Below are 12625 nucleotides of genomic sequence, written 5' to 3' on the forward strand. Positions count from 1 at the left end.
CTGGATTTACGGCGGCATTGCCTGGCTTTCGGGGGCCTGGTTTGTGGGCATGGCCTTACGCCTGAAAGCCCTGCCCGAAGGCCAGGAAATGGATCAATACGCCCGCAGCATGTTCGCTTATTCCATCTCTTATCTGTTTTTGCTTTATACCGCACTCATTCTGGGCAAATTGCTTTTAGGATAAAAGAGGATTGGCAAATGATGTTCAGCAAAAGCAGTGAATGCGCCTTGCGGGCCATGATTTATATTGCCGCCCGAAAGCCGGGTACGCCGGTATTAAGTCGCGACGTAGCTGAATATCTGGGAATGCCAATTCAGTGCATAACCAAAATCATGCGTGGATTAGCCAAGCGGGGATTGCTGGAATCTTTGAAAGGGCGTGGTGGCGGTTTTGTACTTACGCGCAATGCGGACAGTTTGAATATTCTGGATGTTGTGGAAGCAGTGGAAGGGCGTCTGACCCCGCATTGTCTGTTGGGTTTGAAGGTGTGTGCCGATGAAACTGCCTGCCCGGTTCATTGTCAGTGGGCGCAACTGCGCGGGCAGGAAATGGAAGTGCTGCGTCAACAAAGCATTGGTGCTATGGCACAGGTGTTGTTTGCTAGCCCGGGGAATTTGGCATAGGTCCCTATGCGTTCATGGGGAGGTTGTGCACATATCGGGACCAAGATTAGCTGGTTCTGTGCCATCTGGACCAGTCTGGTCCTGGACCAAGAATCAGCGGCGAATGGATGGGGTGCTGCGGGGTGCTACAGAGAAACATCTGCCGTATGTCTTTACCATAAATACACAATCAACTTTTTGTTCTATTTGATAAAATAATTAAAAAAATGGCGCCATCAGGGATTTTTGTGGGTCTCAATGGGCGCATTTCAAGGTTTGGCATACAGTTTGCTATAGACTAATCAGTTTAGATTTGGCGGCTCCCATGATGAGCTTGATCAGATTGCTGATGTGAAAAATCAACAGTACGTGATGTTTTTGTCGTGAACAATTGGAAAGGGGTCGCCCGGAATGAAATTTCGAGGATTGGTAGCACTGAGTGTGAGTGTTTGTGCAAGTTTATTCGTCACTGCGGTAGCAAGCCCGGTGTATATCGAGAAAGTCGATATGCCCATGAAAGCGGCCATGTCAGAAGTCAAAAACGTTTTGCATGATGGTGGTTATAAAATTGTGCTTCATCTCAATATTTTGAAGCTGATTCAATCCCAGCAGAAGCAACTGAAAATACCCAATTTTAATCGGCATAAATTTACCGATGTACAAGCTTTGGTATTTTGTAATCCCTATGACTTCAGTAAGTTGCTGAATGCCGATTGGCCTGCTGCCGCAGGTTGTCCATTGACTTTGGATGTGTTTTCAAAAGGACAAAACAGTTACATCGTTTACGGATTACGGGCTGACTTTGCGAATACGCCGGCTTCCAAAAAAATCACACAATCTTTTGATAGTGCCGTGATTAAAGTGCTGCAGGGTATTCCCATGTCTCGGCAGATTACCAAAATCCCTGACTTTTCAGGGAAATAATTTGTAAGTTCACGTTTGGCTAGAAGGAGAGATCAATGGAACAGATGAAAAGACGGAAATTTTTGGGAATGTCAGCAGTGGGTATGGCGGCAGTAGCCGGTTCCGGGGTGTTGATGCCAGCCATTGCCAATGCCGCCAATGTGGCAGGTTGGCCTGCAGCGGAATTTGATGCCAAAAAGCTGGATGAGGCGATGAAGGACAGTATTGATACAACCTCGGTAAAAACTTCGGCGAAAGTCCGCCTGACCGCACCAACCATAGCGGAGAATGGCGCGGCAGTTCCGGTAACCGTGGATGTAGATCATCCCATGACCGCCGATGATTATATCGAATCTGTATATTTGTATGTGGATCATAATCCTACGCCATTGGCCAGTGCCTTTCATTTTACGCCGGATAGTGGTCATGCCTATTTTCAGGAACGCATCAAGATGGCGAAAACCGATATGGTCAGAGCTGTCGCCAGGACCAATAAGGGCGTGATGATGTCTTCCAAGCCCCAGGAAATCAAGGTAACCATCGGCGGTTGTGGCGGATAAATATCAGAGAATTCCAAGCATCAAAATTGATTAAGGAGAAATTATTATGGCAGCAATTGGTAATCCAATGATCCGGATGGCTTCACACGCCAAAAAAGGACAAATTGTTGAAGTACGTTCGTTGATCATGAATCCGATGACTACGGGGCTGAGCAAAAATAAAGCGGGCAAGTTGATTCCTGCGCATTTTATTCAGACAGTCACCGTGACTTTTAACAACAAGCCACTCTGTAATGTAGATTGGAGTACAGCGATCAGCGCCAATCCCTATCTGGCTTTTAAAATGCGCGCCGTTGAAAGCGGTACGCTGGAAATGACCTGGAAAGACAATACGAATGGTGTCTGGTCAAGTAAGGCATCCATCACTGTTGCCTGAATGAACCAGCGTTTTCACAAAAGATAACCCGCGAGGTGAGTATGAATCTGTCACGTAGAGATTTCATGGCGATGATGGGTATTGCTGGAGCAACAGGATTTTTATCGCCATCTGCCATTGCTTCTTCCTGGGGTTCAGGTAAGGACCCCTATGAAATACCCGAATACGGTAATGTCACGTTACTCCATATTACGGATACCCATGCACAGTTGCTGCCCGTTTGGTGGCGTGAGCCGGGCACCAACATTGGCACGCGTGAACAAAAGGAATGGGGTGTCACACCACATATGGTGGGTGATAAGAAGCTCGAATATTATGGGATCAAAGCCGGGACTCCGGAAGGTTATGCTTTATCCTGCATGGATTTTGATACTCTGGCGCATAAATATGGAAAAATCGGCGGTTATGCGCACATTGCCACCCTGGTCAAACGGTATCGGGAGCAGGTGGGCAAAAAAGCCATTCTGCTGGATGGCGGCGATGCCTGGCAAGGATCTGCAACCAGTCTTTGGACCAAAGCCGAAGATATGGTGGGCGCCCAGAACCTGCTTAAAGAAGACTACTTTGTCGGCCATTGGGAGTTTACCTATGGTGCAGACCGGGTTGAGTATCTGCTCAAGCATAAGCTCAAGGCGAAATTTCTTTCCCAGAATGTGTTTACGATTCCATGGGATGAACCCGTGTTCGACCCCTACGACATTCGCGAAGTGAGCGGACGGAAAGTGGCTATTATTGGCCAATCATTCCCTTTTACACCTATTGCCAACCCCGCTTATTTTGTTCCTAAATGGTCTTTTGGCATTCATCCCGGACACATGCAGAAAATGGTGGATGAATGTCGGCAAAAGCATAAAGCCGATATTGTTGTGGTGCTTTCCCACAATGGCGCAGATGTCGATAAAAAAATGGCATCACAGGTCAATGGTATTGATATTATTCTTGGTGGGCATACCCATGAAATCATGGGACCACGTCCGGTAAAAATCAATAATACCTTGATTATTAACACCAGCACCAATGGTAAATTCCTCGCCCGCTTTGATCTGGATGTGGGTAAAGGCAAACTCAATGGCTGGCGTTTCAATTATCTTCCCATCATTTCAAATATGATTCCGGAAGACCAGGAAATGGCTGATTATATTACCAAAGTACGTGCACCCTATGCCAAGAAACTGGCTGAGCCTTTGGCCGTTACCGAAAGCCTCCTGTATCGCCGGGATAATTTCAATGGAACTTTTGATCAGATTCTCTGTGACGCGTTGCGTGAAGAAATGGATTGTGAAGCGGCGTTTTCTCCGGGATTCCGCTGGGGTTATTGCAAACTCCCGGGGGAGACCATCACCATGGAAGATGTCATGGGGCAGACGGCCATCACTTATCCTCAGGTGACTGTCACTGAATACACCGGCGCCGAGCTGAAAAATGTAATGGAGCAGGTGGCCGATAACTTGTTTAATCCCAATCCCTATTATATTCAGGGTGGGGATATGATTCGGGTGGGTAATATCCAATACACCATGAACCCCGGTGAAACCATCGACAAGCGTATTACCGATTTGCGGGTAGGTGGCAAAATGGTTCAGGCCAACAAGCGCTATAAAGTGGCTGGTTGGGGCGCCATGCAAAAGGTGGAAGGGACGCCGGTCTGGGAAGTTTTCGCCAAATGGTTGCGGTCTAAAAAGACCGTGTCGGCCAACCCGCGTGACTTACCGGTGCTCACTAAAAACATGGCCGGTAATCCAGGAATTGCATTTCCCAAAGAATACGATCTCTAAAAGATTTTATGAGTTTGGGTTTGATTGGGAGTCGAGCCGATTATGCGTAGCTTAGCAGATCTCAGTATGGCTGAAAAAATCATGCATACGGGTTTCATTTTTCTGGTTGGTTTGGGTCTCCTAGTTGCGGAGGCCTACACCTATGTCACCCATGCAGGACTGGATGGTAAGCCGGGTATATCCGTTCAGGATGTAGCTATGTCTTACTATGGAAATCGCAAGTCCAGCAAGTTGCAGGAAATGTTACCAGCCATGATGCCCATGGCGCATGTGCCCGTCAGTGAGCGGCCTAAAATGGTGCAGGCCGTCAACCATTGGATTGCCAATGGCGAAACCCGCAATGATTATGAACAGGAGGTCAAGCCATTAATTAATGGCTCATGTTTGAAATGTCACACCATGGGTATGCCAAATATTGGTACATACAAACTGCTTAAAGCTAAGGCTCATGTGGATATGGGGATGCCTTATTCAGAGATGTTGATGATGGGTATGATCCATTTGACCACATTGGGTGTCATTTTCTGGATTGCGGGCTGGATATTCAGTAAGGCACGTTTTCCGCGTGTTCCTAAATTTTTGATGATTGGCGTACCGTTTTTCGCCTTTTTCCTGGATTTTGCAGGTTGGTTCCTGACCAAGCAGGATCCTAATTGGGTCTGGTTGGTATTAATTGGAGGGATACTGTCCTGTCCACTGGTATTGGTTGGTATGGCCATCAGTTTATATCAGATCTGGTTATTTCCCCGCCAGGAGGAAGTACCACCCTTGTGAGAGAAAATTTATGCTAGAAACCCAAGCCAGCGTTTTTACCGAGCCCTTGAGCTTCCGGATTATTTTTCGGGTTCTGGGCTCCATGCGCCTGGCGGTCCATTTACTGCTATTTGTCGCCATAGCCTCAATCATTGGCACTATTCTGCCGCAGCAGGAAGTGTATACAGATTACCTGCATCAATTCGGTACCTTCTGGTTTACCGTATTTGGCAATCTCGATTTGTATGATGTTTATCGCTGTGGATGGTACATGGGGATTGTCGCCTTTTTGATTGTCTCGACGACTGTTTGCGTATTTCGTAATGCACCTTCCATGCTACGGGAAATGCGTCATGTTAAATCCAACCCATCAGAAAGTTTTTTACAAAGTAGGCCGGAGCAGTTCGAATCTTTTTCATCAAAATCAGATATAGAGTCTGCTCAATCGGCAACAGCCACCCTGAGCGATTTTGGTTATCAGGCCCGGGTGCTCAAGACCTCCACCGGAGACTCAGTCATTTTTGCTCAAAAGGGGAGATTTTATCGGACCGGATATTTGTTAACCCATGTGGGTATTGTTTTGTTTTGTGCGGGTGCTTTGTATAACGCCAATCTTCCCCTGAAGTGGTCCGAATGGACGGGTACCGTACATCCTGAAAAGAATTTTGATCTTCCCCTCTCAAAAATTCCGCAGTCCAGTTGGCTATCGTCCACGAGCTCGGCATTTCGCGGCATTATCACCATCCCGGTTGGACAAACCGTCAACGCCATGTTTGAGCTGGTAGGTGATGGTTTTTTGGTTCAGCATCTTCCATTTATGTTGCGACTGGATGCTTTCAAGGTCACGCATTATTCCAACGGTCTCGCCAAGGATTTTGTCTCGACGATTTCTCTTTACCATCACGATGGGAAAAAGTTCAAAACCGGTATTGTCCGCGTCAATCATCCCATGTCGGTGGATGGTGTGCAGATTTATCAGTCCAGTTATTCCGACAGTGCTTCAAAATTAAACCTGCACAATTACCTGTTGTCTGCACCAGCGTTGCCACCGGCTGCTATTTCCACCAGTGTTGGCGAGCATCTGAAAACCTTTGGTTCACAATATGCAATTTCCATCACTGATTTCAAAACCCAGAATGTCATACCCCGTAAAGCTGTAGGTCTTTCTCCAGGACCGGATCATGGAATGATCAATATGGGGCCGACCGTGAGTTATCTGGTGAATAATGATCGTGATCATACCCGGATTATTCTTAAATCCTACATGAAAGCTTTTTCCCGGCATGGTGAAGCCTATCGATTGATTGGGTTTAGAGAGAACGGATCGAGTGCTTATCACTATCTGACAATTCCACAGGGGCCAAAAGATGGTATCCACTTGTTTATGAGGTATCTCGGGGACCTGGAGCAAGCTGCCAGAAATGGTGAAAATGCTTCAAAAACAGTTTTTATCAGTAATCTGAAAAAGGCCGAAGCACAAACTCAGGTTTACTTAACGCCGCATGAGAGAGACGATTTTTTACAGTCCAGCCTGAAAGCCATGCAGGAGTTGCGCGCCTATCCATTACCATTCCTGACTGTATTTCATGATTATGATTTGCATTGGTCTGCAGGCCTGGAAATAACCCGTTACCCTGGCATGAAAGTTATTTATGTGGCCTGTTTCGCTCTGGTCTTTGGAATATTCATTTTATTTTATGTTCCACGTCGGCGTATCTGGATTCAGATGAGTGAGGATGATGATAAAGGGCGTCGGCTCAAGCTGTTTGGGGATAGTTCAAGAAATGAAGAAGATTTTCATCGAGACATGGAGGAACTGAATGATAAATTACAGGAGAGACTATGAAGGGACACCTTTTTAACGAGTGTTGGGAATTTTAACAGGAGGTCGTTATGAAAACATCAAAATTAGTTGTCATAGCCGCAATAACATGCGCTGCTGGTTTTATAGGATTTGAAACTACCGCTGTGGCAGCACCCATGACTAATGCGCAAAATATTGCAGCCGGAAAGTCCATTGCATTTAACCGCACGCAGGGCAATTGTTTGGCCTGCCATGTGTTGCCTGGCGGTAAAATGGCGGGTGATGTAGGTCCCGATCTGGCGGTTCTGCCCCTTAAAGCCATATTTAAAACAAAAGAAAAGCTTGTAGATTTTTTGTATGACCCTGAAAAAGTGATCCCGCACATCAATATGCCCCAGTTTGGTAAAAACAAGGTGCTGACGCACCACCAGATGGAGTTGGTAGCCGATTACCTATGGTCATTAAAGGGCTAAGGTCGTTATCCCAAAAAGGAGTGCAATCATGAAAAAATTATTGATAGTTGCTGCCGCGATCAGCCTGGTAGGCATCGCAGGGAGTGCAGAAGCGATCGACTGGTGGAACCTGGGTAATACCAAAGTGGGTCCTGAACAAACCCTCAAGGATTTTCACCAGTATTTTAAGGAACAGTTTCCGAAAATGTCCTTACAGAAATACGCGCTCGGCAGTTATGCTTTCAGCCCGGAAATGTATCAACAATATCAGCAGGCCATCCAGTTTAATCCGGGAGATCTGACGCTCAGTCAGGGTAAGGCCGCCTGGCAGAAAAAATTTCCAGACGGGAAAACCTATGCGTCCTGCTTTAAGGATGGTGGCAAAGGTGTGGCCGCCAGTTATCCGTATTTTAACAACAAAACCGGTCAGGTGGTCACGACTCAGATGCGTTTGAATAGTTGTCGGGTTGAAAATCATCTTCAACCTCTCAAGTATGGGAGCGGCTCCATGATTGCTCTGGATACCTACTTTACTTCGCTGTCCAACGGTATGCCGGTGGATATCAAAGTACAGGGGCCAGGCGCCGTTAAAGCCTTTGAAGAAGGGAAGGCCAATTACTTCATGAAACGCGGACAACTCAACTTCAGTTGCGCGACCTGTCATGTGGCTTATGCTGGTAAGTATCTGAGAGCCCAGATTATTTCTCCATTGTTGGGCCAAAGTGCGCATTATCCGACTTATCGGGCCGCTTGGGGAGCAGTCAATACCTTTGAAAAACGTTTCCAGGGCTGTGACAAAAAAGTGGGTGCGATGCCGCAAAAACTGGAAAGCGTCAATTATCGCAATCTGGAATATTTTATGTCCTACATCAGTAATGGCATCAAAATCAATGTGCCTGGTTACCGCCCTTGATAACTCATTTCTTGTAAATGGATGCTGACCCATCAGATTAATCAGTCAGCGTCTGCAGGAGTATATATATGTCTACCGAAAGCTCTGAAATCCGACACCTACTGACCTTTGGCGGAATGCGTGCTGAGGGGCGTCTGGCGGCTCAATTATGGGCGGCTTTTTTGACCATCGGTGCTTTTTTGGTCTGGTATTTGTTTCGGGCCGATTTTTGGATGTGGCAGTTTATTGTTTTGGGTCTGTGGTATGTGGGCCTGATGTGGTTTGGAATCCGCTGGCCGGCCTTCAGAATCCTGTTTTTGACCGTTATAGGGATTGCGGCGATTGGTGTGGCGCTTTATCAGTCAGGATACACGGCCGCAAATAATGTGCTGCTGTATTATGTGCTCCAAAGTAACGCCATGTTTTACTGGATGAGTGGGGCGATACTGATCAGCGCCATAGGATATTATCGTTATTTATTCAGCGGTAATCAATCGGCTGGGGACTGGGGGCATCGTTTTGCCTGGATTACTGTAGCTCTGGGTTTTGCAGGCCTCGCCATTCGTTGGCAGCAAACTTACATCGGTCATCCGTCCTGGGGACATATTCCGGTAACGAATATGTACGATGCCATGGTTCTCTTGTGTACGACTACGGCACTTTTTTACCTGTATTATGAAGGCCAAGGCAAAAATCGGGGGCTAGGTGCTTTTGCCATGCCGATGATTCTTGTTGCCGATATTTTTCTGGTCTGGGTGGGTGTCGCCTATCATCAGAATCAGATTCAGCCCGTCATTCCTGCTTTGCAGAGCTTCTGGATAAAACTGCATGTTCCCTGTGAATTTGTTGCCTATGCCAATTTTTATCTCGCTGCCATGGTTGGGGTTGCTTATTTGTTGAGAGAACGGGCAGAACGTACCGGAAGTGCTTTGGTGCGTCGTCTTCCGGACTTGAACAAGCTGGAACGCATTATGGGTTCTATGGTGATGTTCGGGTTTCTCTTTTTCACGGCAGGTACTATTCTCGGCGCAGTGTGGGCCGCCAAAGCCTGGGGCGGTTTTTGGTCCTGGGATCCCAAGGAAACCTGGGCTTTGATTGTCTGGTTGAATTATGCGGCTTATTTGCATATGCGCAGCAACAAGTCCTTCGGGCAACATAACAAGGGACGCAAACTGGCTTGGTGGGCGGCTATCAGTCTGGTTACGGTGACGTTCTGCTTTATTGGGGTTGATCTTTTTCTGGGCGGGCTTCATTCTTACGCCAAGCTGTAAGGTATTGTTGTTTATATTAGGCATCGCTCCGGTCGGCGTTGCCTAATGATTTGCTCATGATTTTAAAAGACTAAATGCCGCAGTAGAGCACTTCTAAAAAATAACTATATTATAATAATAATATATACTGCTTATTCTACATTCATATATTCACAATCCTATTAAAAAATTTATTGTTGTTATCAGGGAATGCATAAGCTATAAACTAGATAACAGTATCTCATGTGAATGAATAATATTTCATTCCGATAGTAATGATGCTGTGTAATAGCTCTGATAAAAAGAGGTGTCGATATGAATTCACAAGCATCAACCCAGCATGCCCGCCTGACCCTGTTCTCCTGGCCGTTGCTCGCCGCAAGGGGTGTTGCCGCCTTATTATTTGTAATTGCATCACTGATCGCTTTTGGTGAAACCATGACTTTGCTGGTTTGGTTTTTTGCCATTTATGTATTTTTTGACGGAGGTTACTCGGCAATGCGTCTTGCCCAGAAAGGGAGTGGCGCCTGTCCAAAAGTGTTGATTGCCATTAAGGCCGTCATTGGCATTGCGGCAGGCATTGCGGTCATTATTCTTTCACAGGGTGCCAGTTTGTTACCCACATTGCTGACTATTTTTGCCTGGGTGGCGATTGTCGGGGTGATTGAAGGCATATGGGTACTCCGTAACGTGCGCAATAAAGAAGCGGTGATGATTATCGGTTCTACGGCTTATCTGGCCTTGGCCGTTGCCCTGCAATTCATCTTTGCACTGGCACCGGATGCCGGTCCTTCCGTGTACAACTGGATCATTATCGGGTTCTCAGCTGCATTTGCAGCCGCCATGTTCGGTATGGCCTGGGCCATGCGTCGCAATCTTCTGAAGATGGGTGGTGGTACCTCATCCGCTTCTGCACAGGCGCATTCTGCCTGAATTAACCTGCACTGCAGAAAACAATCCGTCATTTCTGCAGTAGTTTGATGATTGTCATCAAGAGCTGCACTGTAAGATGTGCGGCTCTTGTTATATGTACAAGAATAGGGGAAAACCCATGGTATTGAGCAAAGCCACCGAACAGGCCCTGCGCGGCCTGATATATATTGCCGCACAACAACGCGGAGAGCCGGTACTGAGTCGTGAAATCGCCGATTACCTCGGGGTTCCCGTTCAGTGTATTACCAAAATCATGCGGAGCCTCGCCAAGCGCGGATTTCTGGGATCGGTAAAAGGCCGGGGAGGGGGATTTTTGCTGCTTCCCGCAGCTGAATCCCTGAATATTATGGATGTGGTCGAGGCCGTTGAGGGGCATCCTTTATCGCCACATTGTGTGTTGGGTTTGAAGGTGTGCGCGGATGAAACGGCCTGCCCTTTGCACCGCCAGTGGACGGACTTGCGTCGTCAGGAAGTGGACTGGTTACGTACCCAGACCATTTGTGAGTTGGCAAAAATGACCTTTTCCAAGATGCAGGTGGCTTAATGCCGAGTCGGAACGGCTTGAGCAGATGAACCTAAAAACGGCAGTTGCCGTGGGTGCTTTTTGCTCCGTTGTTCCTCGCCTGTTGTTCTATGACTCATCCTGCTGTCAGGAGAGAACTCGCCCTGCGGGCTCAAACAGCTCTCCTGACGGGCGCAGGATTTCGCCAAGAACAACAACGGCTCGAAACAAAAGTCGCTGCAAAGCACCCACGGCAACTGCCGTTTTTAAGATCACCCCTCATCGTGCGCGTCGCGACGTACCCGAATAGTCTGAAAATGGCGGTAAATAACCTGACCCGGTCCGGCGCCGGGCTTACGTTGCACATGTCGGACTTCTGTCCAGTCCACTTCGGCACTCAATGCCCGTGACTGGCTGTGTTGCAAGGCCAGACGGGCAGCCGCTGCAATAACCGGTTCCGGGACCAGGGTACTGGCATTTTCCCGGCGGAGAATCACATGACTTCCGCCCAGGTCCTGCACATGAAACCAGATATCCCAGATTTTGGCGAAACGAAAGGTGAGGCGATCATTTTCCCGGGCATTATTTCCCCAAAAAATGTCGAATCCCGCAATCATCGTGTGGTGAAAAGGCTCTGCCAACCGGCGCGTTGTTCGCTCCTGGCATTTATGTCGAACGGGTGCATTTTGCGTTTGCGGAAGCCTTTGCGCCAGCGGGAGTGCGCCCTGTCCCTTGGACAGCAATTCGTCGAGCAGCTTTTCACTGTCCTGCAGACGCTGCTGAATTTTCTGAACGGCACGTTGGCTGCGCAGGGCTTTCTTCATGTATTTCTGGGCTTGCTGGTGCAGCGACTTGCCTGGTGTGACAGCGATCTCCAGCAACCTGCCATCCCCATGGGTATGATCGATAGCCTGAATGCTGGCGGCTCGGGCGGTGGAGTCCGGTACGGCAAACAGGGCAAAGGCCAATGTCCTGTAGTATTCGGGGGCTTCCCACTGCTGCAGATCGTGGCGCATTTTCTGGATGCGTTGCTGCAGGCGATTTTTCTCTGTGGCGAGCGCGTGTTCCGCTGGCGATGGCGCCCGAGTAAGAGTGGATGCCGGGAGTTGCAGGGCAATTTCCGGGGCCTTGGCTTGCATGGGCGGGCCGTCCGGCAAGCATAAGGGATAAAGCAGATTTTGCCCTGCTTCGGTTTTGGCTTGCCACCAGGAACTGGAAGCTGAACGCTCAGCCCATTGCTCCTTCATGAACGCTTGTGCTGTCGAACCGTCAGGGCGATAGCGTGGTGCCATACACTGTAACCAGATGCTCAGATCAGACCGGGATTCTTCAAACAGACGAGCAGATTCTGGTGGATGGTAAACAATTCCCGGGAGGAAACGGGGTGCGGTCGGGCCGTCAAGACTATCCCAACGCCAGGCCCAGCGAATTTGTTCCTGGGCATCCAGCAGAGCCAGGTTGCCGCGCCCTCCGAAACACTCGGCAATGAGGCTGAGCTGATCTACCCGCTTGCTGATATGCATCCGGCTGAAGTCCATGCGCACAATCCGGTCAGCCCAGGGAACGGCAATCCGCTCTATCCGAAAGCCTTTAAGCTGTTGCTGAAGGGGGGCACTCCAATGATGGCCCTGTTCCTCTGTTGTAGCACTGTCTGGAGCCAGCCAGAGCCCCAGCGGTGTACGCTGAACCAAGCAGACCAGGGTCTGCTTGCCTGTGCATAAATGGAGGCCACCTGCTGCCGCACTGATTTTATGGATGCTTTGTCCAGCCAACTGTTGCTGGAAAAATTGCGCAGCGGCGGCAAGTTGCAGGGTATCCATGC

At 48.4% G+C, this 12625-nt stretch carries 13 protein-coding genes and 1 pseudogene; 13 read left to right on the forward strand and 1 reads right to left on the reverse strand.

All coding sequences use genetic code 11. The features are described 5' to 3' along the window. The 13 genes and pseudogenes from BLW97_RS03800 to BLW97_RS03860 all read left to right on the forward strand — a co-directional run. A pseudogene (locus BLW97_RS03800) lies at positions 1 to 184 on the forward strand (heme o synthase); the annotation flags it as partial. Positions 185 to 198: 14 nt separating this feature from the next. After that, on the forward strand, positions 199 to 624 hold the full coding sequence (locus tag BLW97_RS03805; RefSeq protein WP_075322373.1) for an RrF2 family transcriptional regulator: 426 nt from the start codon (positions 199 to 201) through the stop codon (positions 622 to 624). Positions 625 to 1014: 390 nt separating this feature from the next. Next, positions 1015 to 1527, forward strand: coding sequence for a hypothetical protein (locus BLW97_RS03810; protein ID WP_010636839.1), 513 nt, complete (start codon positions 1015 to 1017; stop codon positions 1525 to 1527). A gap of 35 nt (positions 1528 to 1562) precedes the next feature. After that, on the forward strand, positions 1563 to 2066 hold the full coding sequence (soxY, locus tag BLW97_RS03815; protein WP_010636838.1) for a thiosulfate oxidation carrier protein SoxY: 504 nt from the start codon (positions 1563 to 1565) through the stop codon (positions 2064 to 2066). A gap of 46 nt (positions 2067 to 2112) precedes the next feature. Beyond that, positions 2113 to 2442, forward strand: a complete 330-nt coding sequence (soxZ, locus tag BLW97_RS03820; protein ID WP_065973623.1) for a thiosulfate oxidation carrier complex protein SoxZ — start codon at positions 2113 to 2115, stop codon at positions 2440 to 2442. A gap of 41 nt (positions 2443 to 2483) precedes the next feature. Next, positions 2484 to 4217: a thiosulfohydrolase SoxB gene (gene soxB / locus BLW97_RS03825; RefSeq protein ID WP_207650544.1), complete on the forward strand. Its 1734-nt coding sequence runs from the start codon at positions 2484 to 2486 to the stop codon at positions 4215 to 4217. 42 nt (positions 4218 to 4259) lie between these two features. After that, on the forward strand, positions 4260 to 4991 hold the full coding sequence (locus BLW97_RS03830; RefSeq protein ID WP_075322374.1) for a hypothetical protein: 732 nt from the start codon (positions 4260 to 4262) through the stop codon (positions 4989 to 4991). 10 nt (positions 4992 to 5001) lie between these two features. Then, on the forward strand, positions 5002 to 6816 hold the full coding sequence (locus tag BLW97_RS03835) for a cytochrome c biogenesis protein ResB (protein WP_077218202.1): 1815 nt from the start codon (positions 5002 to 5004) through the stop codon (positions 6814 to 6816). Between the two features lie 47 nt (positions 6817 to 6863). Then, entirely contained in the window at positions 6864 to 7247 is a 384-nt protein-coding gene (soxX, locus tag BLW97_RS03840) for a sulfur oxidation c-type cytochrome SoxX (RefSeq protein WP_010636830.1), read from the forward strand. A gap of 28 nt (positions 7248 to 7275) precedes the next feature. After that, positions 7276 to 8139, forward strand: coding sequence for a sulfur oxidation c-type cytochrome SoxA (soxA, locus tag BLW97_RS03845; protein ID WP_024895118.1), 864 nt, complete (start codon positions 7276 to 7278; stop codon positions 8137 to 8139). A gap of 68 nt (positions 8140 to 8207) precedes the next feature. Continuing rightward, the gene (gene ccsB / locus BLW97_RS03850) at positions 8208 to 9389 is read left to right on the forward strand and encodes a c-type cytochrome biogenesis protein CcsB (protein ID WP_065973627.1); all 1182 of its coding nucleotides are present in this window, start codon (positions 8208 to 8210) and stop codon (positions 9387 to 9389) included. Positions 9390 to 9683: 294 nt separating this feature from the next. Further along, positions 9684 to 10301, forward strand: coding sequence for a hypothetical protein (locus tag BLW97_RS03855; RefSeq protein WP_010636824.1), 618 nt, complete (start codon positions 9684 to 9686; stop codon positions 10299 to 10301). 118 nt (positions 10302 to 10419) lie between these two features. Then, positions 10420 to 10845, forward strand: coding sequence for an RrF2 family transcriptional regulator (locus BLW97_RS03860; RefSeq protein WP_010636822.1), 426 nt, complete (start codon positions 10420 to 10422; stop codon positions 10843 to 10845). Between the two features lie 230 nt (positions 10846 to 11075). On the opposite strand, the gene BLW97_RS03865 is transcribed toward BLW97_RS03860, so the two are convergent. Beyond that, the gene (locus tag BLW97_RS03865) at positions 11076 to 12623 is read right to left on the reverse strand and encodes an NFACT RNA binding domain-containing protein (RefSeq protein WP_075322375.1); all 1548 of its coding nucleotides are present in this window, start codon (positions 12621 to 12623) and stop codon (positions 11076 to 11078) included. Positions 12624 to 12625: the final 2 nt, after the last annotated feature.

Source organism: Acidithiobacillus albertensis (assembly GCF_001931655.1).
Classification (GTDB): domain Bacteria; phylum Pseudomonadota; class Gammaproteobacteria; order Acidithiobacillales; family Acidithiobacillaceae; genus Acidithiobacillus; species Acidithiobacillus thiooxidans.

Coding starts and splice junctions, on each gene's coding strand:
- soxY (WP_010636838.1), top strand. CDS start 1,563: ATGGAACAGATGAAAAGACGGAAATTTTTGGGAATGTCAGCAGTGGGT.
- BLW97_RS03835 (WP_077218202.1), top strand. CDS start 5,002: ATGCTAGAAACCCAAGCCAGCGTTTTTACCGAGCCCTTGAGCTTCCGG.
- ccsB (WP_065973627.1), top strand. CDS start 8,208: ATGTCTACCGAAAGCTCTGAAATCCGACACCTACTGACCTTTGGCGGA.
- BLW97_RS03805 (WP_075322373.1), top strand. CDS start 199: ATGATGTTCAGCAAAAGCAGTGAATGCGCCTTGCGGGCCATGATTTAT.
- soxB (WP_207650544.1), top strand. CDS start 2,484: ATGAATCTGTCACGTAGAGATTTCATGGCGATGATGGGTATTGCTGGA.
- soxX (WP_010636830.1), top strand. CDS start 6,864: ATGAAAACATCAAAATTAGTTGTCATAGCCGCAATAACATGCGCTGCT.
- BLW97_RS03810 (WP_010636839.1), top strand. CDS start 1,015: ATGAAATTTCGAGGATTGGTAGCACTGAGTGTGAGTGTTTGTGCAAGT.
- soxZ (WP_065973623.1), top strand. CDS start 2,113: ATGGCAGCAATTGGTAATCCAATGATCCGGATGGCTTCACACGCCAAA.
- BLW97_RS03855 (WP_010636824.1), top strand. CDS start 9,684: ATGAATTCACAAGCATCAACCCAGCATGCCCGCCTGACCCTGTTCTCC.
- soxA (WP_024895118.1), top strand. CDS start 7,276: ATGAAAAAATTATTGATAGTTGCTGCCGCGATCAGCCTGGTAGGCATC.
- BLW97_RS03865 (WP_075322375.1), bottom strand. CDS start 12,623: ATGGATACCCTGCAACTTGCCGCCGCTGCGCAATTTTTCCAGCAACAG.
- BLW97_RS03830 (WP_075322374.1), top strand. CDS start 4,260: ATGCGTAGCTTAGCAGATCTCAGTATGGCTGAAAAAATCATGCATACG.
- BLW97_RS03860 (WP_010636822.1), top strand. CDS start 10,420: ATGGTATTGAGCAAAGCCACCGAACAGGCCCTGCGCGGCCTGATATAT.